The sequence below is a fragment of the Streptomyces sp. NPDC005820 genome, from assembly GCF_040630255.1.
In the GTDB taxonomy this organism is placed as follows: domain Bacteria; phylum Actinomycetota; class Actinomycetes; order Streptomycetales; family Streptomycetaceae; genus Streptomyces.
The window spans coordinates 1-19,997 of record NZ_JBEXXE010000051.1 but is presented as its reverse complement, the minus strand read 5'-3'; the positions used below and the strand labels follow the sequence as shown (position 1 = coordinate 19,997).

Sequence of the window (19,997 nt, the reverse complement as noted above, 5' to 3'; positions counted from 1 at the left end):
TCCTCGCTCTCAGTGGCTGTGCTCCTCGACGAGCCGTCGGCCGAGGTGGGCGGCCACGGCGTCGATGGAGGAGTGCTCGTACAACAGGGCGGGCGACAGGCGGAGTTCGACGAACTTCTCCAGCTTTCCGCACATCTGGATGCCGGCCCGGGAGTCGAGTCCGTAGTCCTCGAAGGCCCGGCTCGTGTCCACGGTGGAGGGGTCCACGGACAGTTTGTCCACCAGGTAGTCGACCATCCAGGCGCGGATGGCCTCCTCGGTGACCGGGCCGTCGGAGGTGCGTTCGTTCTTGTCACGGCGAAACACGGTGGGGCTCCTGTCGTTTCCGGGCTATGCGTGCGGGTGACGGCTCATGCAGATTCCATACGATGTGCAGCCGGCCGAGGACGGTCAGCACCCAGCCGCTGAGGTCGGGCTCCCACCACCGGGTGGCGTGGCGGTAGGAGCCGGGGAAGGCGTGGTGGTTGTTCTGGAGGCCCTCGCCGAAGGTGAGGACGGCGACCCACCAGTTGTTGGTACTCCTGTCCCCGTTGTCGAACGGCCTGCTGCCGAAGGCGTGGCAGAGGGATCCGACGCACCACGCGGCCTGGTTGGCGACGAAGATCCGGGCGAGGCCGCCGAAGACGAGCCCGGAGAAGGCGGACAGGGCCGTGTGCCCGACGGCGAAGCCGATCGCGGCCGGGAGGAGGAGTCCCGCCATCACCCAGGTCGGGTAGAGCCGGTGGTGCAGGATCAGGCGTCGCTCCCGCAGTATGTCCGGCGCGTAGACGGACCACTTCGAGGACTCCTCGCTGAGCATCCACGGCATGTGCGCGTACCACAGGCCGCGCATCCGGGCCGTGAAGCCGGTGCCGTGCAGGTTGGGCGAGTGCGGGTCGCCCTCGCGGTCGGCGTACTTGTGGTGTCGCCGGTGGGTCGCCACCCAGAACAGCAGCGGGCCCTGCGCGGCCATGGATCCGGTGACCATCAGGACGTCCTGGAACCAGGGCGAGGTCTTGAACGCCTTGTGGGCGAGGTACCGGTGCAGCCCGATGGTGACCCCGCCGAGGTGCACGCAGTAGAACACGCCGAACAGGACCAGGTCGGTCACCGTGAACCGCCCGGCGGCCAGGAGGTATCCGGCGGCGGCGGTGCCGAGGAGCGGGAGGACCATGGTGGTCAGGGCGGAGAATCTCTTGATCCGCAGGCTTCTCGGGTCGAGCCGGACGATGCCCGCCTGGGCGCTGACAGCCGACATGGTTCGCTCTCCCTCTTCCACCGGTGCTACCGGACTTCCCGAGCCGCGGTGGTGCGCGCGGGATAGCGGACGTCCGACACCAGTCCCGCTCGGTCCAGGAGGCCGATGACCCCGCCGGTGATGTCGAGCTGCCAGAAGCGGTGCCGGTTGTGTGCCAGCGACGGCTGGGAGTGGTGGTTGTTGTGCCAGGACCCGCCCACCGAGACCGGCGCGAGCACGGCGATGTTCTGGCTGGAGTCGCGCGTGTCGTACGGGCGGCGGCCCAGCGTGTGTCCCAGCGAGTTGACCGTCCAGGTCACATGGTCGAGGACGAACATGCGGGCGAATCCGCCCCACAGGAGTCCGCCGAGCGCGTCCACCGGCCGGCCGGTCACCGCCCACCCCACCCCGGCCGGCAGGGCCAGCCCCAGGGCGATCCACCAGACGTAGTAGCGGTCGACCGTGTGGACATGACGGTTGCGCAGCAGGTCGGGGACGAACTTGGCCCAGCCCTCCCGCCGCACGGTGAACAGCCATCCGACATGGCCGTGCCACAGGCCGCGCAGCACCGCCAGCCGTCCCTCGCCCCGCGGGCGCGGCGAGTGCGGATCGCCGTCCCGGTCGGCGAAGGCGTGGTGCTTGCGGTGCACCGACACCCAGAACAGGATCGGGCCCTGGGCCGCCATGCTGCCCGCGATGCCCCACAGGAACGTCAGCACGGGGCCGGCGGAGAACGAGCGGTGCGAGAAGAACCGGTGCAGCCCGCCCTCGACCCCCAGTGAGGTGACGAGGTACATGCCGGCGAACAGCGAGAAGTGCAGCCAGGACCAGCCGTGGTGGACGGTGAAGACGATCGCGGCCGCGCAACCGGCCGTGGATCCGCCGACCGTGGCGCAGGCGAGCGCGAGCGCGCGGCGATCCCTCGGTGGCGCGGCCGGGGCCTGGGCCGACGGCTCGGCGTCGGCTTCAGTGTGGGCTTCAGTGTTCATGGCACGGCTCCCCGTCTCCGGAGGCGTCGGACGGTACGAGGGTCCTGCCCAGGGTGCGCTCCGCATACGCCGCCTGTGCGGCTCCCCGGCGGATCTTGCCGCTGGTGGTCAGGGGGATGGTGCCGACCCGCACGAGGTGCACACCGGCCGGTCGAACCCCGTGCTCGGCGGCGACCGCCGCCAGCAACCTGCCCTGCAGGGCGTCGAGTTCGGCCCGGGTCCGGCGGCTGTCGCGGACCTCGGCGACCACCATGACGTGCTCCTCGGACGTGCCCGGCACCGCGAAGGCGACCGAGCGGTGGACGGTCGGGTCGGCGCGGTCGACCGTGCGCTCGATGTCCTGGGGGTAGAGGTTGCGGCCGGCCACCACGAGCAGACCGCTGATCCGGCCGGTGACGAAGAGTTCGCCGGCGCGCAGATAGCCGAGGTCCCCGGTCCGCAGATACGTTTTCTCCGGTTCGTCCGGCCGACCGGCGCGGTCGGCGGGTGTCGCGCCGAACACCGAGGCGGTCGGCCCGGGTTTGCCGTGGTAGCCGACGGCGACATGGGGCCCGTGGACCCAGATCTCGCCGACCTCGGCATCGGCCAGCACCCGGCCGGAGTCCGGATCGACGACGAGCAGCTCGTGCCCCTGCGCCGGGACGCCGCACCCGACGACGGGCACGGCGTCGCCCACCGGGTTCTTCGCCGTCTCCGCCTCACCGCGCGGGAGTTCGTCCCGGGCCACCACCCGGCCTCGCGACAACGCCTCGCGGTCCGCCCACTCGACGCTGAGGGCCGTACCGGCCGGCTTGGCCGTCACGAGGAGCGTGGCCTCGGCGAGCCCGTAGCACGGGATCAGCGTCTCCTCCCGGTAGCCCAGGGGCGCGAACCGCTTCCGGAAGGCGTCGAGCGTGTCGAGCGCGACCGGCTCGGACCCGCAGAAGACCTGACGGAGTGACGAGAGGTCGACGCCGGCCAGGTCCTCCTCTTCCACGGTGTCGGCGCAGAGCTGGAAGGCGAAGTTCGGCGCGACGGTGATGGTCACCCGGTGGTCGGTGATCGCCCGGAGCCAGCGGGCCGGCTGCTGGACGAAGTGCTCCGGCGTCATCATCAGCAGCGGCCAGCCGCCGTGCAGCGCCAGCATGATGGTTCCGATGAGCCCCATGTCGTGATACGGCGGCAACCAGGTCAGGCCGACGCGATCGTCCTCCGCGCCGATGTGCCGGCCGAGAGCCCGGCAGTTGCTCATCAGGTGGGCGTGCGTCAGCTCGACGCCCTTCGGGTCGCCCGTCGATCCGGACGAGTACTGGATCAGCGCCGTGTCCGTCGGCCGGACCGGCGGTGCGGGCGCCGTCGGGACCTGCCCGTCGGCCGTCTGCGCAAGGGGTTCGGCTGTCCGGTCCAGCGGGATCAACCGCGGTGCCGTGCCCCCGCTGTCCGTCAGCCCGGCGAACCGCCCCTCGTGCCGGGAGTCGGCCAGGATCGCACCGGGCGCGCAGTCGGCCAGGATCGAACGCAGCCGGGTGACGGCCCGCCGGTTGGTCGGGGGAAAGGCCGGGACGACCGTCGCACCGGCCTGCAGTACGCCCATCAGCCCCGCCACGAACGGCAGTCCGGGCCGACCGGCCAGGACCACGCGGTCGCCGGAGTGCCCTCCGGCTCTCAACCGCGCCGCCACGGCGTCGGAGTGCCGCTTCAGATCCCCGTACGTCCACGTCTCCACATGGTCACTCGTCCCGTCGGCCAGGAAGCGGAACGCCGGGCGGTGGGGCGTTAATCGGGCCCGAAGACCGAGGACGTCGGTGAGCGTCCGATGGTGGGGCACGGCCTCCCGTTCCACCGAACCCCTTCCCGGAGCCGCCGGGTTGGGGCGCTCCCCCTGCAGAAGTCAGCCGTCGATCAAGTAAGGCCGACACTGTATCTTCTTCAACTTCCGCTTGACTACAGGTCTCGGGCTGGGGCGGCCGACGGCTGCGTCGCCGCCTTCGACGGGCCCGTCGAGGGGAGAGCGGACGGGGGGGAGGCGAGGGGTGGAGCCGAGGGAGGAGCCGAGGGAGAAGCCTGGGGAAGAGGAGTCAGGACGGCGAGTTCCGTGCCGTACCGGACGACCAGTCGCCCGTCCGGCGTCACCACGCCGCGCGCACCTTCGCAGGGAACACCACCCTCTCCCCGATCGGCTCACCCGTCACCGCGTCCCACACCCGCCCGATGACAAGCAGCACATGGCGTGCCGTGGTCGGGGAGCTTCAGCTCTGGTCGTAGCGGCGCCAGGTGCTGCCGCCGTCGCGGGAGCTCCACAACCCCTCGCCCTTGACCAGGTCGTACGTCGACGTCGTCGCGTCCGCGATGCCGTAGAGCGTCGTGTCGGCGACGGTGAGCGAGGTGAACGCCGCCGGTGTCCTCAGCTCGTGGAAGGCGCTGTTGGTGCGGTCGGCGGCGAGCCAGTAGGGGCCCCCTTCCTCGCCGACGAGCAGCCGTCCGTCCGCGAGCGCCTTCAGGACCAGCGATTCCGGGCCGCCCTGCAGGTCCTTCCAGGGGATGTCACCGTCGAGGACCGTCCGCCAGTGCCCGCCGTCGTCCGTCGTGAGCAGCAGGCCGCGCACCCGTTCGCCCTGGACGAGGGAGAGCGCCGCGGTGCCGCCCCCTGCCGCGAGGATGCCGCCGGTGTACGCCTTCGGGACGGCCGTGGTGCCGAGAGTGCGGCCCTCGCGCTGTCGTACGACGCGTCCTGCGGTGTCGGTCAGGGGCTGGTCCAGACTCCAGAGCGTGCCCCGCTCGTCGACGGCGAGGCCGACGGCGTCGTGCGGCACCCCGGCCGGGGGCGCCACGGTGCGCGTGGTGGGGCGGTAGACGAGGATCGGCTCCACGTCCTGGAGCAGGATGTCGCCGGGGCGGGTGCCCACGGAGGTCTCGACGACGACCTTGTGCCGTTTGCCGTCCGTGCCGAGGGCGTACGCTCCCTCCGTCCCCTCCCCCGGCGGCACCCGCACGAAGCCGCCGCTCGCCCCCTCGAACGCGGCCGGTGTCTCCTCCGCGTCCGTGTGTTCGGCGTGCTCGGCGACGGTCCGGCCGTCGGGGCCCACGATCCGCCAGGCGAAGGCGGCCGGCCCCTCGTCGTCCTCGACGTTGCCGGCGTCGTACGTCAGGAGCAACGAACCGTCGTCCGCGCGCACCACGCGGGCGGGTGCGCCGGCCGCCTCGATCACGTCGGAGGGTCGCGGGTCGCGCTCTTCGATGACGCGCTTGTACATCGTCTCGCGGTCCGCTGAGCGCCCGTCGGCGGAACCGACCATGCCGCAGGCGGTCAGCGCCAGGGCCGCGCCGCCCGCGGCCATCAGCCCGACCGGCCGTCTCCCGTGTTCCCTCAGCCACCCCATTGACACATCCTCACATGAGACGGCGACCACCTGGACACGAGGTGAACGTCCCGCGCCGGTGGGCCACTTGGCGCTCCGGCCGGACTCCGGGGTCACTCGATGCGGAATCCGCCCGACGCGCGCAGGAAGGCGCCGAAGTCCGCGACGTTCTGCGTGTCGAACCCATACTCGCGCTCGAGTGGTTCGACGGTCCCGGTGCCCTCGCACTTGTTGCAGCCGCCCTTGCCCGTGACCGGGTCCCTGGGCTTGTCGAGTCCGTAGAAGACGCCCAGCTTGTCGGTGCGGTACCCGCGCCCTTCGCACAGGTCGCACTCCGGTCGGGGCAGCGCGGACAGGCGTTCCGCACGCTGCGCCTCGTACGCCGCGACCCGGCCGGAGGCCACGGCGCGCCCGACGGCCTCGCCCAGCAGGATCGCGGCCCCGCCGTCGAGGCCGGCACCGGCGTTGGTGTCCCAGTCGGCGCAGCCGGCGGTCAGGTCCGGGAACTCGCTCTGCAGGAACTCCGCCAGCGGACGCCACCAGTACACGTTGTTCACGAACAGCCTGCCCTGCTCGCCCGTAGGCGCCAGGCCGACGACCTCCATCCCCATCGCGGACTCCCTTCCGGCCGGTCCCGTCAGTACGAGACGTCGATGTAGTCGATGCCGCTGATCTCGACCTCCAGGTCCGCGGCGCGGCGCCCGGTGACCCCGAGCTCCTCGGCGACGGCCTTCGTGGTCCTGAGCTGCTTCACCAGGTAGTTGATCCGCCCGTTGAGGGTCTTGGGCGGCTCCCTGGTGAACGCCTCCTGGCCTCCCTCGTCCAGGACGGCGTCGCCGCCCTCGATGTGGCGGGTGGGGTTGTGGCCCTGTTCCATCAGGTCGACCTCCCAGGCCGTCTCCGCGACGCCCTCCGCCAGCGGGCACCGGCCGGTCAGAGCGGCGAGCGCGGCGCGCAGTTCTTCGAGGTGGGCCCCGTCCGCGGCCGCGTAGGTCCTGTGCAGCGCCATGGCGTGAAGATAGCGGGCCGGTTCGGCGTCCTCGTCGACGGGGATGCCCCTGTCGGCGCTGGTGGTGAGGTAGGCGTCCCGGAGCCGGTCGTGCCACGGGTCCAGGCAGGCGCCCGTCACGTCGCGCAGACAGGCCTCGGCCGGGCGGACCTCGACGCCGAGTCCCTCGGCGTACGCCAGAGTGGGGTGGTGTACCAGCCGGGGCCTTCGGGGGGGCAGGCCGGTGGGGGTGAAGGGGTTGGGCAGGAGTGGGTCCAGAGCAATGCCGCTCAGGTCCACCAGCCAGCAGGCTCCGGCGGTCCTCCAGTCGCTCCGGCAACCCGAACCGGGCGGCGGCCGAGGCGGTCAGCACGATCAGCGGGTCGGAGTCCTTGCCGTTCCGGTGCAGCCGTGCCGCACCGAGTGCGGGGGTCGGCCGCGGCACCTGGGCCGGCCGCGCCGGTGTGACCGGCCGCCTCACGAAGCCGAGCCGCTCCGCCGGCGACGGCAACTCCGGCTCGCCTGGGAGCAGTTCATCGACTGCCGCGAACAGTTCATCCTGGCCGGTCTTCCGCTGCACGCTCCGATGTCCGCCGCCGCGTCAAGGTAGCTTCGGGACGGACAGGACCCTGCCGTCGGTCCAACAGGGCGACACAAGCGAGGAGTTGTGCGTGGACGTACAGGACACCGCCAAGCGGCTGCGGGCGATCGGCGACGAGTTGTCGGACCGCTTCTACGAGCGGGCGGACGTCGTACGGACGCTGGTGGTGGCCCTCCTGGCCGGCCGGCACTCGCTGGTGCTCGGCCCGCCCGGAACGGCGAAGTCCGAGCTGGCGCGGGAGCTCACGGGCAGGATCGAAGGGGCGGCCTACTGGGAGATCCTCCTGTCGAAGTTCACCGCGCCGACGCGGATGTTCGGCCCCATCGACGTCGCCGCCCTCGCCCGGGGTGAGTACCGCCAGGTCTACGAGGGCCGCGCCACGACCGCGCACGTCGCGTTCATCGACGAGATCTTCAAGTGCTCCACCGCCGCGCTGAACGAGACCCTGGGCTACCTCAACGAGCGGATCTACCACCCCGAGAACGGCGGCGAACCGATCCGCTGCCCCCTGATCGGCGCCATCACCGCGAGCAACGAACTACCCGGCGAACAGGACGCGGCCGCCATCTACGACCGCCTGCTGGTGCGGGTCGAGGTCGGCTACCTCGAGGACCCCTCGAACTTCGCCGCACTGGTCCGCTCCGCCGTCACCCGCCCGGCGGCGCCGACCCGCACCACCGTCGACCTGGCCGCGCTCCAGCACGCCGTGACCGAAGGCGTCCCGGCCGTCGACGTCCCCGACACCATCGTGGACGCGGTGTGCACCCTGCGGGCCGCCCTGCGCCGCAGGGAACTCATCGCCTCCGACCGCCGCTGGCGCCAGGCGGTCGGCCTGCTCCAGGCGTCCGCCTACCTCGACGCTCGCCCCGCGGTCACCGAGACCGATCTCTCGGTGCTCACCCACGTGCTGTGGGACACCCCCGCCCAACGCCCCACCGTCGAACGCGAAGTGCTGCACCTGGTCAACCCCGACGCCAAGGAGGCACTCGACCTGGCCGACGTCATCGAGGAACTGGAAGCCCAACTCGACGCCATGGCAGGCCAGTCCCGTGAGGCACTGAGCGAATGGGTCATCAAAAAGGCCCACAACAAGCTCGCCACGGCGGGGAAACGGCTGGAGACCCTGCGTCGGGAGGCTGCCACGGCGGGCCGTTCCACCGCCGCCATCGACCGCGTCACCGGTCGTCAGCGGGCCGTCCGTGCCCGCGTCCTGACCGAGGCGCTCGGCGTGGACGCGAGCACGGTCCAGGCCCAGCTCTGAACGCCGCCGGAACACGACCATGACCAGCACTCCGAGCCGGCACACCACTGCGGTGATCACGGACCGGTTCGACCGGATGACGTTTCGCGACACCTACGAACAGTCGGCCGCACTGCGCGACTTGGCCCAGGAACTGCAGGCGCGTCACGAACACGCCCTCGATCTCCTCACCGACATGTTCCTGGCCGCGTACAAGACCGCGCCGCGCTTGCGCGAGCTCGCCGAGATGGCCCCCACCCGGCTGGTCAACCACCGGATCATCACCGCGCTGACCGAGGCGCCGCACTTCACCGAGTTGCACCGGGAAACGGCCGGCGACCCCTACGCCGCCGCCATGGCCGTACTCGCCCAGGCCACCGCGCTGCGCCGCATGCTGGAGGACACGCGCCCGGCGCAGGAACAGGCCGCGCGGACGCGTCAGGCCGGCATCGACGGCGCGGCGACCGCCGTGGGCGACGCCATGACGGACACCGCGGACCAGGCCGCACAGGCACCCCGGGCCGCCGAAGCCGCGGCACAGCAGGCCGCCCGGGCTGCTCAGGCGGCGCTCGCCGCAGCGGCCCCCGGGATCCGTACCGCCGCCCGCGCCGCGACAGCGCAGGCCGCCGAGGCCGTACGCGGGGAGGCCGCCCTGATGCAGGTCTGGGGCGTCGCCCCTGCCGCACTGCAGCGGATCCCCTTCGAGCGGCGGGCCCGGCTCGCCGAGCGGCTGCGCGGCGGCCGCCTCGCCCGGTGGGCCGAACTGATCGGCCGGTTCCGCCGGATGGCCGACGGCGAACGGGCCCGCAAGGTGGAGAACACCACCGGGGAACTCGTCGGCGTCACCCTCGGCGACGACCTCTCCCGCGTCATCCCCTCCGAGCTGGCCGGCCTCGGACTGCCCGAGCTGCGCGCGGTGTTCGCCGCACGCTACGCCGCCGGAGAGCTGATGCTCTACGACAGCCGGGGCGAGCGGTCCACCGGGCGGGGCGCCGTCATCGCGTGCGTGGACACCTCGCACTCCATGTACGAGGCGGGGCCCGGCGGCGTCACCCGGGAGGCGTGGGCCAAGGCGTGCGCCCTGGCGCTGCTGGACCAGGCCCGCCACGCGCGGCGCGACTTCGCCGGCATCCTGTTCTCCGCCCCCGGCAGGATCCAGGTCTTCCGCTTCCCGGCCGACGAGCCCGCCGCGACCGACCGGATCCTCGACTTCGCGGAGACCTTCCTCGGCGGTGGAACCAGCTACCAGACCCCGCTGTCGGCCGCCGTCGACCTGCTGGAGGCGGAGTTCGACGACGCCGCCCGCACCCGGGGCGACATCGTGATGATCACCGACGACGACTGCGGCGTCACCGAGGAGTGGACCCGGACCTGGAACGACGCCAGGCACCGGCTCGGCTTCCGGCTCTTCGGCGTGGCCGTCGGCACTGCGCGCACGGCCGAGGCCGACTCGGTCCTCCATGCCCTGTGCGACAACCTCCGCTCCGTCGAGGACTTCACCGACGTCCACGAGGCCGCCGATCTCTTCCGCGCGATCTAGCGGAGCTCACCCGGCCTGTCGGTGGCGGCGTCAGGACGTGACGTCCACCAGGACCTTGCCGACGGTGCCGCCCTCCACGGCCCGGTGCGCGTCGGCGGTGCGGTCGAGCGGGAAGCGGACCAGGGGCAGGCCGTGGGCCTCGCCGACCGGCAGGGCGCCGTCGCGGACCGCCGCGGCGACGTCCTCGGCGGCCGCGGCGCGCGCCTCGGGACCGGCGGTGTAGAGCACCACGAACTGGAAGCGCGCGTTCAGCACCATGTTCTGGACCACGTCCAGTTCGACCGGCCTGCCACCGTCGTTGGCGTACGTCGATATCGTGCCGCGGGTCCGCAGCACCGCCAGGTCCAGGGCGAGGTTCGCGCCCAGCGCCACCTCGGCGACGATGTCGACGCCGTCCGGGGCGATCGCGCGGATCTCGGCCGCCGGGTCGCCCGTGCGGTAGTCGACCACGTGGTGGGCGCCGCCGGCGGTGGCCAGCCGGGCCTTCTCCGGGCCGCTGACCGTGCTGATCACGGTGGCACCGGCCCAGCGGGCGAGCTGGATCACCGCGTGCCCGACCGCCCCGGCCCCTCCCGCGGCGAGCACCACCCTGCCGTCGAGCGCCCCGGGCCGCAGCCGACTCGGCCCGTCCTCGGCGACGGTGAGCGCGCGGTGCGCGGTGAGCGCGGGGACGCCGAGTGAGGCGCCGACGTCGAACCCGGCCTCGTCGGGCAGCGGTACGGCGCGCTCGGCGGGCACGACGGTGAACTCGGCGGCGGTACCGGTGGGCCGCCCGGCGGCGGCCATGAACAGCCAGACCCGCTGACCGACCCGATCGCGGTCCACCCCCTCACCGACGGCGTCGATCGTGCCGGCGCCGTCGAGGTGCGGGGTGACCTCCGGGAATCCCTTGGGGGTGGGCCGGTGACGGGCCTGCCAGTCGGTGGGGTTGACCCCGGACACGGCAACCCGGACCCGTACCTCGCCGGGACCGGGCTCGGGCAGGTCACGGTCGACGAGCCGGAGTACGTCGGGGCCGCCGTGGTCGCGGTAGACGATCGCTTTCATGATCCGTTCTCATTCCTGTGCGGAAACGTGGGGCCTGGTGAGGCGGGGGTGGGTGCGGTCAGCCGAGGGGGACGTCGTGGGAGCGGGACTCGACGGCATCGAGGGCGGCCAGGGTCGCGGTGTCGAGGGTGATCCGGCCGGCCGCCATGTTGGCCTCGAGGTGGGCGGCGTCGGCGGTGCCGGGGATGAGCAGGACGTTCGGGGCGTGGTGGAGCAGCCAGGCGAGGCCGATCTGGGCGGGCGTGACGCCCAGGGACTCGGCCGCGGCGTGGACGGCGGGTTCCTCGGTCGCCTTGGGCAGGCCGGGGAAGGCGCCGCCGAGCGGGAAGAACGGCACCCAGGCGATGCCCTCGGCCGCGCACAGGCGCAGCAGCTCCTCGTCGTCGCGGGAGACGAGGCTGTAGGCGTTCTGGACGCAGACGATGCCGGCCGGCAGGGCGCGGCGGAGGACGTCGAGGGTGACGCTGCTCAGGCCGATCGCGCCGATCTTGCCCTCGTCGCGCAGGGCGGTCATCACCGCGAGCTGGTCATCGAGGCCGACCACCTGGTCGCCCTCGGGGCGCAGGCCGGGACCGGAGTCGAGGCGGCGGAGGTTGACCACCGGGAGCCGGTCGAGGCCGAGGCTGCGCAGGTTGTCCTCGACGCTGGCGCGCAGTTGTTCGGGGCGCTGCGCCAGCCGCAACGGCAGGGGGCCGCCCGGGTCGGGGTCGGCGCCGACCTTCGTGACGACCAGGACGTCGTCCTCGGGGCGCAGCGCCTCGCGGATCACGTCGTTGGCGAAACCGAAGCCGTAGAACTCGGCGGTGTCCACATGGTCGACGCCCAGCTCGACGGCGTGGCGCAGGAGCGCGAGGGCCTCGTCGCGGCGGTCGTGCAGGCGCTCGAGCTGGAGGGCGCCGTAGCCGACGCGTAAGACGGTGCGGTCGGCGAACGCGGCGGTCGGGCTGGTCATGACGGTGTCTCCTCGGTCGGGGTGCGCAGGGCGGTGTACAGCAGTTCGGCCTGGTAGCGCGCCATGACGCGGTGGGCGATCGGGGCGGCGCGCTCCCGGGCCCCGGCGGGCTCGTCGTGCTCGACCTTGACCAGCCAGGCCGTGACGCAGTCGTGCAGCATCGCGCGCATCCGGTCGGTCATGTCGACGACGATGTCGCGGATGGCGGGGTTGGTGGTCGCCTCGCCCCAGGTCTGCACGCCGACCCGGGCGGCCGCGGGGTCGATCGCGGCGATCAGGCGGGCGAGCAGGTCTTCGGGGTCCGGCGGTGTGTCGCTCGCGGCGTACTCGCCGAGGACCCTGGCGCGCTCGGCGAGCACCTCGCGGGCGGTGGCCTGGACCAGGTCGGCCTTGTTGCGGTAGTGGGCGTAGATGGAGCCGGCCGAGAGTCCGGACTCGGCGGTGATGTCGGCGATCGAGGTCCGCTCCAGGCCGTTGCGACCGAAGCAGCGCACGGCGGCCTCGGTGATCTGGGCGCGCCGGAGTTCCTTGCGCGCGTCGGTGAGTCGGGGCATGGCGGGTCCTCCCCCAAAAAGAACGGCGGTTCTGCTTACGAGACCCTACAAGAAGAACTGCCGTTCTGTTTACGGGGGTTGGCCGTGCGGGCACGCCGTCGGCGCGGGGCTGCCGGCCGGCTGCGCGGCTACCGGCCGACGGTGATTCCGGTGAGGATGAGGTCGATACCGGCATTGACGGATACGGGTTCACACGGGGGAAGACATATGACCTATCGGCGTGCGGTGATACCGGCACTGGTCGGCAGCCTGCTGATCACGCTGCTGATGTGGTGGGCGGGGGCGAGCGCGGCGGCGTCGCACCTGCGCGGCGCCACCGATGTGTTCGGCGTCGAGGCCGCGGGCGAGCTCCGGCGGTGGCTCGCGCCCTGGTCGTACGACGCCTCGTCGGCGGCTCCGTCCGGCGGACTCGGGGGCGGAGGCAGGCAGTACGCCGATCTGTACAGCACCGGGATGCAGATCAGATTCGTCGCGGTCTTCGTGTTCTTCCTGGCCGGCGCCCTGCTCCTGCTCCGCAGGATTCCGCCGGCGCAGGGTCGTACACCGGCCACGCTGCTCGCGCTGTGGGCCTGGGGACCGGTGGCCGGAACCCTGGCCGTGACCGTGTCCGCGCCGTGGCTGATCGCGTCCAGGGGACACGGCAGTTACCGGGTGCTGCCCCAGTGGGCGGGGATGATCGCGTCGAGCGGGCCGGTCGTGGTGGCCGCGGCGCTGGTGGCGGCCCCGGTCACGGTGCTCGTCGCCCGCATGACCCTGAACGGAGCAGACCCGGTGCCCCGGCAGAGCGTGCCGCCGCGCGCCGCCCGCCTCGCCGCGAGCGCCGGGACGGCGGTCGTCGCGCTGTCGCTGGTGGTCCTGTCGTACTCGTCGGTCGCGGCCTGGATCCAGACCTCGTTCGGCGGCGGAGGGCTGCTGTCCGAGCCGGGCGATCTGCTGCGCCAGTGGCTGCTGCTCGGCGCCTGGACGGGCCCGGCGGACACGCCGCTCGGCGACTGGCTGCTGTACCGGGCCGCCGATGTGGTCCTGCTGGCCGTCGTGTGGTGGGCGCTCCGGCTGCTGCCCGGCCTGCTCACCCGGACCACGGTGCCCGCGATGGCGGTGGGTGCGGTCTGCGCCACCGTGCTGGGACTGCTGGCGAGTCAGGTCCTGCACCTGGCCATGGACGACACGGTCGACAGCACGTGGGGGCCTCTGTACCGGTTCTCGCGGCTCGGCGAAGGCGCCCCGGCCGCAGTCACCTTCGGCAGCGCGGCGGGGCTGGCGGCCCTGGTGACGCTGCGGCTGGCCGGGGGCCGGCCGCCCGGCCGGTGACTCCGGGGTCAGTGCGGCGGGTGGTCGCCGAAGGCGGTCACGGTCAGGAAGCGGATCGGGAGCTCGACGAGGTGCTCGGGGCCGTGGGGGGCCTCGCCGTCGAACTGGAGGGCGTCGCCGGGGTGGAGGGTGTAGCGGGACTTGCCGTGGCCGTAGACCATGACGCCCTCCAGCATGTAGAGGATCTCGGTGCCCGCGTGCTGGAAGAGCGGGAAGACCTCGCTCCGCTCGGTCAGGGTGACCAGGAGGGCGTCCATCCGTTTGTGGGCGCCTCGCAGCGAGCCGAGTTGGGTGTACTCATGGCCGACGCGGGTGCCGCGCCGTACGATCCGGGCCCCGTGTCCGGCGGGGACGAAGACCGCCTCGCGTTCGTCGTCCAGACCCCGGAACAGGGCGGTGACCGGGACGTCGAGGCCGCGGGCGAGGCGGGAGAGCGTGGTGAGGCTGCACGCCGTCTGGGCGTTCTCGATCTTCGACAGCATGGCCTTGGAGATACCGATGCGCTGCGCCATCTCCCCGACCGAGAGCCCGGTGGCCTGCCGGTATGCGCGGGTCCTGGCCGCGATGACCCGCTCCAGCGCCTTGTCGTCGAAGTCGGCCGGCCCCGCGGGCTGCTCGTCGTGCTCGGTCACCGGCGCATCCTAGCCCCCGCGTGCCAGGCGGAAGCGCGGGTGGGGCTCGGCGCGGCCGGTGGCCAGGTCGGCCGCCATCGCCCCGATGAGCGGGGCGAACTTCGCTCCGTGTCCCGAGCAGGGGGACACGATCACCAGCGGGCCGTGGCGGTCCAGGACGAAGTCCTCGTCGGGGGTGGTGGTGTAGAGGCAGGTCGACTCGGCGTGCGGGTGCGGGGCGAGGCCCGGGAGACGGTCGCGGACGAAGCCGCTCACCCGGGTGCGCGAGCCGGGGTCGACCAGCCCGCTGCGGGTGCGGGCCGTGGTGGGGGTGCCGCGGTCGTGCTCGGCGACCTTCAGCGCGGGCGCCGGACCGCCGTCGCGTCCGGAGGGCAGGGCGAAGACCTGCAGACCGTCCGCCTTGGTGACCAGGATCGGCCAGGCCGTGGCAGGGTCGCGCAGCGGGAAGTGGAAGACCTGCTGCTGGGTCACGCGCAACGGGGGCAGCGCCACGGGGAGTCCGAGTTCGGGCAGCCAGGCGCCGGCCGCGACCACCACGGTGTCGGCGGGGATCTCCCGGCCGTCGTCCGTGCGCAGCAGCACGCTCCGGTCGTCGCGGCGCTCGATGCCCTCGACGCGGACGCCGGTGACGACGTGCACGCCGTGCCCGGCCGCCGTGCGCACACACGCGGCGACCGTCCCGTCGGCGTCCAGGACGCCCGCGCCGGGGTGGTACAGCGCCGGTCCGTCGAAGCGGATCTGCGGCCAGCGTTCGGCGGCGGCGTCAGCGGCGAGGAGTTCGTACGGCACTCCGCTCGCCGCGAGGACGGCGGCCAGCCCCTCCGGGTCGCGCCCCTCCCCCAGGTCCAGCCCACCGGTCGTCCGCAGCAAGGGGGTCGAGCTGTCGTGCTCCAGCTCGCGCCACTCCTCGTACGCCCGTCCCGCGAGGCCGACGTAGAAGGGGTCGGCGTAGGCGTGCCGGAAGATGCGGGAGCTGCCGTGCGAGCTGCCCCTCCTGTGGCCGATGTCGTACGCCTCGATCAGGGTGACCTCGTGGCCGCGCCGGGCGAGTTGCCACGCGGTGGCGGCTCCCATGAGTCCGGCCCCGACGACGGCGATCACCGGCCCGCCCCGGGGATCCAGTCGGTACCGGCGAGCGGGACGCGGGCCATGGCAGCGGACTCGACGGTGAGCGCGACCAGGTCCTCGGGTTCGAGGTGGAGGAGGTGGGCCTTGCCGCAGGCGCGGGCCAGGGTCTGGGCTTCCATGGTCATCACCCGCAGGAAGTTGGCGAGGCGTCGGCCGCCCTCGACGGGATCGAGCCGGGCGGCGAGTCCGGGGTCCTGGGTGGAGATGCCCGCGGGGTCGCGGCCGTCCTGGTAGTCGTCGAAGTAGCCTGCGGCGGAGCCCAGTTCGCGGTACTCGGCGTCATACCGGGGGTGGTTGTCGCCGAGCGCGATCAGTGCCGCCGTGCCGATGGCCACCGCGTCCGCCCCGAGGGCGAGGGCCTTGGCCATGTCGGCGCCGGAGCGGATGCCGCCGGAGACGATCAGCTGTACCTCGCGGTGGACGCCCAGCTCCTGGAGCGCCCGCACCGCCTGGGGCAGCGCCGCGAGGGTGGGGATGCCGACGTGCTCGATGAAGACGTCCTGGGTGGCAGCCGTGCCGCCCTGCATGCCGTCGACCACGACGACGTCGGCGCCCGCGTGGACGGCGAGCTTGACGTCGTAGTACGTCCGTGTCGCACCGACCTTCACCTGGACCGGCTTCTCCCAGTCGGTGATCTCGCGCAGTTCGAGGATCTTGATGGCGAGGTCGTCGGGGCCGGTCCAGTCGGGGTGCCGGCAGGCGCTGCGCTGGTCGATGCCGACGGGCAGGGTCCGCATGCCGGCGACCCGTTCGGTGACCTTCTGTCCGAGCAGCATGCCTCCGCCGCCGGGCTTGGCGCCCTGGCCGAGGACGACCTCGATGGCGTCGGCGGCGCGCAGGTCGTCGGGGTTCATGCCGTAGCGGGACGGCAGGTACTGGTGGACGAGGTGCTTGGAGTGGCCGCGCTCCTCGGGGGTCATCCCGCCGTCGCCGGTGGTCGTGGAGGTGCCGACCTCGCTGGCGCCCCGGCCGAGCGCCTCCTTGGCCTGGGCGGAGAGGGCGCCGAAGCTCATGCCGGCGATGGTGACGGGGGTGGCGAGGTGCAGGGGGTGCTTGGCGTGCCGGGTGCCGAGGACGACGTCCGTGTCGCAGCGCTCGCGGTAACCCTCCAACGGGTAACGGGACATGGAGGCGCCGAGCAGCAACAGATCGTCGAAGTGCGGGAGTCGCCGCTTGGCGCCCCAGCCGCGGATGTCGTAGATGCCGGTCTCGGCGGCGCGCTGGATGGCGTGGATGGTGGCGCGGTCGAAGGTGGCCGACTCGCGCAGGCCGTGGGATGCGGGTTCCATGTGCTTCGAACTCCCTCAGTACGCGGCGGTGTTCTCGACGTTGAAGTGGTACAGCTCGCGGGCCGAGCCGTAGCGGCGGAAGTCCGCCGGGTCCTCGTCCCGTTCCGCCGCCTTCAGCAGCTCGGCCAGTTCGGCGAGGTGTTCGGGGCGCATCTCCTTCTCCACGCAGTCCGCGCCGAGGGACTTCACCGTGCCGCGGACGTAGATGCGGGCCTCGTAGAGCGAGTCGCCCAGCGCGTCACCCGCGTCCCCGCACACGACCAGCCGACCGGCCTGCCCCATGAACGCGCTCATGTGGCCGACGTTTCCGCCGACGACGATGTCCACGCCCTTCATGGAGATCCCGCAGCGCGCCGACGCGTCCCCGTCGATCACCAGCAGGCCCCCGTGGGCGGTGGCGCCCGCCGACTGGGAGGCGTTGCCGCGCACCCGGACCGTGCCGGACATCATGTTCTCGGCGACCCCGGTGCCCGCGTTGCCGTGGACCGTCACTGTGGCGCGCTGGTTCATGCCGGCGCAGTAGTAGCCGACGTGGCCTTCGATGTCGACGGCGAGGTCCTCGCGGATGCCGCAGGCCACGGCGTGCGCGCCGCGCGGGTTGAGCACGCGCCAGGACGTGGCCTCGGGCACGTGCAGGGCCTGGTTGAGCTCCCGCACGGGCGTGGCGGCCAGGTCGATCAGCGTCGCCATACGTACACCTCTTCCGGCTCGGGTTCGAAGATGCGGGCGTGCTCGATGCCCGGCAGGACGTCCAGCGCCCGGTACTCGGAGGCCATCGCCACCCAGGCGTCGGTCTCCGCGACCAGTGCGGGCTTGCACGCGATGGCGTCCCGGACGACCGCGAAGGAGTCGCCGGTGGACACCAGGAGCGTGTAGAAGCCGTCGAAGCGCTCGCAGAGCAGCTTCAGCGCCTTCTCCAGGTCGGCGCCCCGCTCCAGGTGGTGGGCGATGAAGCGGGCGCCGACCTCGGAGTCGTTCTCGCTGTCGAACCGCACGCCCTGGGCGCGCAGTTCGCGGCGGATGGTGGCGTGGTTGGCGAAGGAGCCGTTGTGTACGAGGCACTGGCCGGGCCCCACGGAGAAGGGGTGGGCGCCCTCGGGCGTGACCGCCGACTCGGTGGCCATCCGGGTGTGCCCGACGCCCTGCCGGCCGGTCACGCCGGCGAGGGCGAAGGACTCGGCCAACTCCACCGGGTTCCCGGTGCCCTTGAGTACGGCGCAGCCCTCACCGGAGCCGATCACCCTGGCGTGCGGAAGCACGGCGGCGAGGTGGGCCGCCTCCGCGTGCACGACGGTCGTGGCATCGGCTTCGTAGGCCACCGCGCCCGGCAGCGCCGCCTCGACCTCGGCCTTCGAGGTGCCCAGCAGCGAGACGACGTGCGTGCCCGGCGGGGTCAGGCGTGGGTCGCCGTAGACGGCGACGCCGGCCGAGTCCGGGCCCCGCTCGACGACTTGTCCCAGCATCGCGGCGAGCAGTTCGCCCAGCCGGGGTTCCAAGGAGGGCTCCCGCAGATGGAGCCCGACGATTCCGCACATCCCGAGTCCCTTCAGAAGGCGGTCAGATAGCGGTCCAGCTCCCAGGCGCCGACCGTGGAGTGCCAGTCGAAGAACTCCTCGCGCTTGAGGTCGGCGAAGTACCGGCTCACCCCCGGCCCGGCCGTGTCCAGGGTGCCGCTGATGACGTCGTCGGCCTGGAGTGCCTCCACGGCGTGCAGCAGGGTGGGCGGGAGTTCCGGGCCCTTGCCGACGGCGCCGGGTTCCCCCGGGTCGAGGCCGCGGTCGATGCCGTCGAGTCCCGCGGCCAGGGCGGCCGCGGCGGCGAGGTAGGGGTTGGCGGCGCCGTCGCCGCCGCGCAGTTCGACGCGGTTGCCGTCCGGGACGCGGACGAAGTGGGTGCGGTCGTTGCCGCCGTAGCCCGCCACGCGCGGCGACCAGGTGGCGCCCGAGCGGGTGGAGACCGCTCCGGTGCGCTTGTAGGAGTTGACGGTGGGTGCGATGACGGCCTGGAGGCCCCGCGCGTGCTCGACGATCCCGGCGACGAAGGAGTAGGCGAGCGGGGAGAGACCGAGGCCCCGGGTGTCGGTCGCGTCCGGGAAGGCGGGTTCGTCGCCCCGCCACAGCGACAGGTGCAGATGCATACCGGTGCCGGTGCGGTCGGTGAACGGCTTCGGCATGAACGTGGCGGTCATACCGCGCTGTTCGGCCAGCACCGACACCAGATAGCGCATGGTGATGACGCGGTCGGCGGTGGTGAGGGCATCGGCGTGCCGGAAGTTCTGCTCGAACTGTCCGTTGCCGTCCTCGTGGTCGTTGGCGTAGTTGCCCCAGCCGAGGCCGTTCAGCGCGCCGGAGACGGCGGTGAGGTGGTCGTACATCCGGGTCAGTCCGCGGGCGTCGTAACAGGGCCGGGTGGCGGTGTCCCGGGGGTCGGCGACGCTGAGCGTGCCGTGCTCGTCCCGGTTGACCAGGAAGTACTCGACCTCGGCGCCGACGGCCAGCGAGAGGCCCCGCGCGGCGGCCCGCTCCAGCAGCGAACGCAGGATCACGCGCGGGGCGTACGGCCAGGGCGCGCCCTCCACGTACGGGTCGCAGTGGACCAGGGCGAGGCCGGGCTTGACGAAGGGGAGCGGGGTGTAGGAGGAGACGTCGGGCCGGGCGACGACGTCCGGGTCGCTGGGCTGCTGGCCGAGCGCTCCGGCCGCGTATCCGGCGAAGCCGACGCCCTCGTCGCGCAGTTCCTCGACGGCCTGGGCGGGGACGAGCTTGGCGCACGGTTTGCCGGTCAGGTCGACGAAGACGGCGAGCACGAACGCGATGCCGTCGTGCCGGACCAGTTCGGCGAGGTCGGCCTGGTCTGTCGTCATGGGGGCCTCCCGAGAGATGTCCACTGACATGAATCATCGTTGCACACGAGTAGACCCGTGGTGCGTTACGGCGCGATGTCCGCGCGGAAAGCTCCGGGTAAGCCGAAGGGCCGGTCGCCGCGTCCCGAAGGACGTGACGACCGGCCTCGAGGTGCCGTCAGGAGACGTCGGCGGAGGCCTTGTCCACCGGGCTCACCGGTGCCTGGCCCTCGCGGGTCCAGAGGGGCTTGAGGCGGTAGGTGAGGAGGTAGAGGATCACGCCGGCGCCGGCGGCGACGAACATGCTGAGGTCGCCCGCGCCGGGGAAGG

At 72.7% G+C, this 19,997-nt stretch carries 19 protein-coding genes; 3 read left to right on the top strand and 16 right to left on the bottom strand.

Annotated elements, in window-relative coordinates; all coding sequences use genetic code 11:
- Positions 1-9 precede the first annotated feature (9 nt).
- From ABZ464_RS42660 to ABZ464_RS42630, 7 genes are all read right to left on the bottom strand, one after another.
- The gene (locus ABZ464_RS42660; RefSeq protein ID WP_359287297.1) at positions 10-306 is read right to left on the bottom strand and encodes an acyl carrier protein; all 297 of its coding nucleotides are present in this window, start codon (positions 304-306) and stop codon (positions 10-12) included.
- Complete coding sequence (locus ABZ464_RS42655; RefSeq protein WP_359287296.1) at positions 293-1,237, bottom strand: acyl-CoA desaturase; 945 nt, start codon at positions 1,235-1,237, stop codon at positions 293-295. Before ABZ464_RS42655 ends, ABZ464_RS42660 begins: the two co-directional genes overlap by 14 nt.
- 26 nt (positions 1,238-1,263) lie before the next feature.
- Positions 1,264-2,205: an acyl-CoA desaturase gene (locus tag ABZ464_RS42650; RefSeq protein ID WP_359287295.1), complete on the bottom strand. Its 942-nt coding sequence runs from the start codon at positions 2,203-2,205 to the stop codon at positions 1,264-1,266.
- Complete coding sequence (locus tag ABZ464_RS42645; RefSeq protein WP_359287294.1) at positions 2,195-4,012, bottom strand: fatty acyl-AMP ligase; 1,818 nt, start codon at positions 4,010-4,012, stop codon at positions 2,195-2,197. The genes ABZ464_RS42650 and ABZ464_RS42645 overlap by 11 nt, the downstream gene beginning before the upstream one ends.
- A 421-nt stretch (positions 4,013-4,433) precedes the next feature.
- Entirely contained in the window at positions 4,434-5,564 is a 1,131-nt protein-coding gene (locus ABZ464_RS42640) for a hypothetical protein (protein ID WP_359287293.1), read from the bottom strand.
- 92 nt (positions 5,565-5,656) lie between these two features.
- On the bottom strand, positions 5,657-6,154 hold the full coding sequence (locus tag ABZ464_RS42635) for a hypothetical protein (protein ID WP_359287292.1): 498 nt from the start codon (positions 6,152-6,154) through the stop codon (positions 5,657-5,659).
- A gap of 26 nt (positions 6,155-6,180) precedes the next feature.
- Positions 6,181-6,831, bottom strand: a complete 651-nt coding sequence (locus tag ABZ464_RS42630) for a hypothetical protein (RefSeq protein WP_359287291.1) — start codon at positions 6,829-6,831, stop codon at positions 6,181-6,183.
- Between the two features lie 365 nt (positions 6,832-7,196).
- On the opposite strand from ABZ464_RS42630, the gene ABZ464_RS42625 reads away from it, so the two are divergent.
- Together ABZ464_RS42625 and ABZ464_RS42620 are read left to right on the top strand one after the other, a co-directional pair.
- On the top strand, positions 7,197-8,393 hold the full coding sequence (locus ABZ464_RS42625; protein WP_359287290.1) for an AAA family ATPase: 1,197 nt from the start codon (positions 7,197-7,199) through the stop codon (positions 8,391-8,393).
- Between the two features lie 19 nt (positions 8,394-8,412).
- Positions 8,413-9,912 (top strand): VWA domain-containing protein, encoded by a 1,500-nt coding sequence (locus ABZ464_RS42620; RefSeq protein ID WP_359287289.1) that lies wholly within the window; start codon positions 8,413-8,415, stop codon positions 9,910-9,912.
- 30 nt (positions 9,913-9,942) lie between these two features.
- Here the strand turns inward: ABZ464_RS42620 and ABZ464_RS42615 are convergent, their stop codons facing one another.
- From ABZ464_RS42615 to ABZ464_RS42605, 3 genes are read right to left on the bottom strand one after another with little or no spacing between them, the layout of a single operon-like run.
- On the bottom strand, positions 9,943-10,959 hold the full coding sequence (locus ABZ464_RS42615; RefSeq protein WP_359287288.1) for an NADPH:quinone reductase: 1,017 nt from the start codon (positions 10,957-10,959) through the stop codon (positions 9,943-9,945).
- Positions 10,960-11,017: 58 nt separating this feature from the next.
- The gene (locus ABZ464_RS42610; protein ID WP_359287287.1) at positions 11,018-11,911 is read right to left on the bottom strand and encodes an aldo/keto reductase; all 894 of its coding nucleotides are present in this window, start codon (positions 11,909-11,911) and stop codon (positions 11,018-11,020) included.
- Positions 11,908-12,465: a TetR/AcrR family transcriptional regulator gene (locus tag ABZ464_RS42605; protein WP_359287286.1), complete on the bottom strand. Its 558-nt coding sequence runs from the start codon at positions 12,463-12,465 to the stop codon at positions 11,908-11,910. Before ABZ464_RS42605 ends, ABZ464_RS42610 begins: the two co-directional genes overlap by 4 nt.
- 207 nt (positions 12,466-12,672) lie before the next feature.
- Here ABZ464_RS42605 and ABZ464_RS42600 point away from each other — a divergent pair, with 207 nt between their 5' ends.
- Entirely contained in the window at positions 12,673-13,776 is a 1,104-nt protein-coding gene (locus tag ABZ464_RS42600; RefSeq protein WP_359287285.1) for a hypothetical protein, read from the top strand.
- A gap of 8 nt (positions 13,777-13,784) precedes the next feature.
- Here the strand turns inward: ABZ464_RS42600 and ABZ464_RS42595 are convergent, their stop codons facing one another.
- From ABZ464_RS42595 to glnT, 6 genes are read right to left on the bottom strand one after another with little or no spacing between them, the layout of a single operon-like run.
- On the bottom strand, positions 13,785-14,408 hold the full coding sequence (locus ABZ464_RS42595) for an XRE family transcriptional regulator (RefSeq protein ID WP_359287284.1): 624 nt from the start codon (positions 14,406-14,408) through the stop codon (positions 13,785-13,787).
- Positions 14,409-14,417: 9 nt separating this feature from the next.
- Positions 14,418-15,509, bottom strand: coding sequence for an FAD-dependent oxidoreductase (locus tag ABZ464_RS42590; protein ID WP_359287283.1), 1,092 nt, complete (start codon positions 15,507-15,509; stop codon positions 14,418-14,420).
- A complete protein-coding gene (locus ABZ464_RS42585) occupies positions 15,506-16,825 on the bottom strand; it encodes an FMN-binding glutamate synthase family protein (protein ID WP_359287282.1) in 1,320 nt (439 codons plus the stop codon). The genes ABZ464_RS42590 and ABZ464_RS42585 overlap by 4 nt, the downstream gene beginning before the upstream one ends.
- Positions 16,826-16,840: 15 nt before the next feature.
- A complete protein-coding gene (locus ABZ464_RS42580) occupies positions 16,841-17,515 on the bottom strand; it encodes a glutamate synthase (RefSeq protein ID WP_359287281.1) in 675 nt (224 codons plus the stop codon).
- The gene (locus ABZ464_RS42575; RefSeq protein WP_359287280.1) at positions 17,503-18,360 is read right to left on the bottom strand and encodes a glutamine amidotransferase; all 858 of its coding nucleotides are present in this window, start codon (positions 18,358-18,360) and stop codon (positions 17,503-17,505) included. The genes ABZ464_RS42580 and ABZ464_RS42575 overlap by 13 nt, the downstream gene beginning before the upstream one ends.
- 11 nt (positions 18,361-18,371) lie before the next feature.
- Entirely contained in the window at positions 18,372-19,688 is a 1,317-nt protein-coding gene (glnT, locus tag ABZ464_RS42570) for a type III glutamate--ammonia ligase (protein ID WP_359287279.1), read from the bottom strand.
- Positions 19,689-19,997 lie beyond the last annotated feature (309 nt).

What these genes read in the sequence shown, in the direction of transcription:
- ABZ464_RS42640 (WP_359287293.1), bottom strand. Translation starts at nt 5,564, where the DNA reads ATGGGGTGGCTGAGGGAACACGGGAGACGGCCGGTCGGGCTGATGGCC.
- glnT (WP_359287279.1), bottom strand. Translation starts at nt 19,688, where the DNA reads ATGACGACAGACCAGGCCGACCTCGCCGAACTGGTCCGGCACGACGGC.
- ABZ464_RS42615 (WP_359287288.1), bottom strand. Translation starts at nt 10,959, where the DNA reads ATGAAAGCGATCGTCTACCGCGACCACGGCGGCCCCGACGTACTCCGG.
- ABZ464_RS42620 (WP_359287289.1), top strand. Translation starts at nt 8,413, where the DNA reads ATGACCAGCACTCCGAGCCGGCACACCACTGCGGTGATCACGGACCGG.
- ABZ464_RS42650 (WP_359287295.1), bottom strand. Translation starts at nt 2,205, where the DNA reads ATGAACACTGAAGCCCACACTGAAGCCGACGCCGAGCCGTCGGCCCAG.
- ABZ464_RS42575 (WP_359287280.1), bottom strand. Translation starts at nt 18,360, where the DNA reads ATGTGCGGAATCGTCGGGCTCCATCTGCGGGAGCCCTCCTTGGAACCC.
- ABZ464_RS42585 (WP_359287282.1), bottom strand. Translation starts at nt 16,825, where the DNA reads ATGGAACCCGCATCCCACGGCCTGCGCGAGTCGGCCACCTTCGACCGC.
- ABZ464_RS42655 (WP_359287296.1), bottom strand. Translation starts at nt 1,237, where the DNA reads ATGTCGGCTGTCAGCGCCCAGGCGGGCATCGTCCGGCTCGACCCGAGA.
- ABZ464_RS42605 (WP_359287286.1), bottom strand. Translation starts at nt 12,465, where the DNA reads ATGCCCCGACTCACCGACGCGCGCAAGGAACTCCGGCGCGCCCAGATC.
- ABZ464_RS42635 (WP_359287292.1), bottom strand. Translation starts at nt 6,154, where the DNA reads ATGGGGATGGAGGTCGTCGGCCTGGCGCCTACGGGCGAGCAGGGCAGG.
- ABZ464_RS42580 (WP_359287281.1), bottom strand. Translation starts at nt 17,515, where the DNA reads ATGGCGACGCTGATCGACCTGGCCGCCACGCCCGTGCGGGAGCTCAAC.
- ABZ464_RS42600 (WP_359287285.1), top strand. Translation starts at nt 12,673, where the DNA reads ATGACCTATCGGCGTGCGGTGATACCGGCACTGGTCGGCAGCCTGCTG.
- ABZ464_RS42610 (WP_359287287.1), bottom strand. Translation starts at nt 11,911, where the DNA reads ATGACCAGCCCGACCGCCGCGTTCGCCGACCGCACCGTCTTACGCGTC.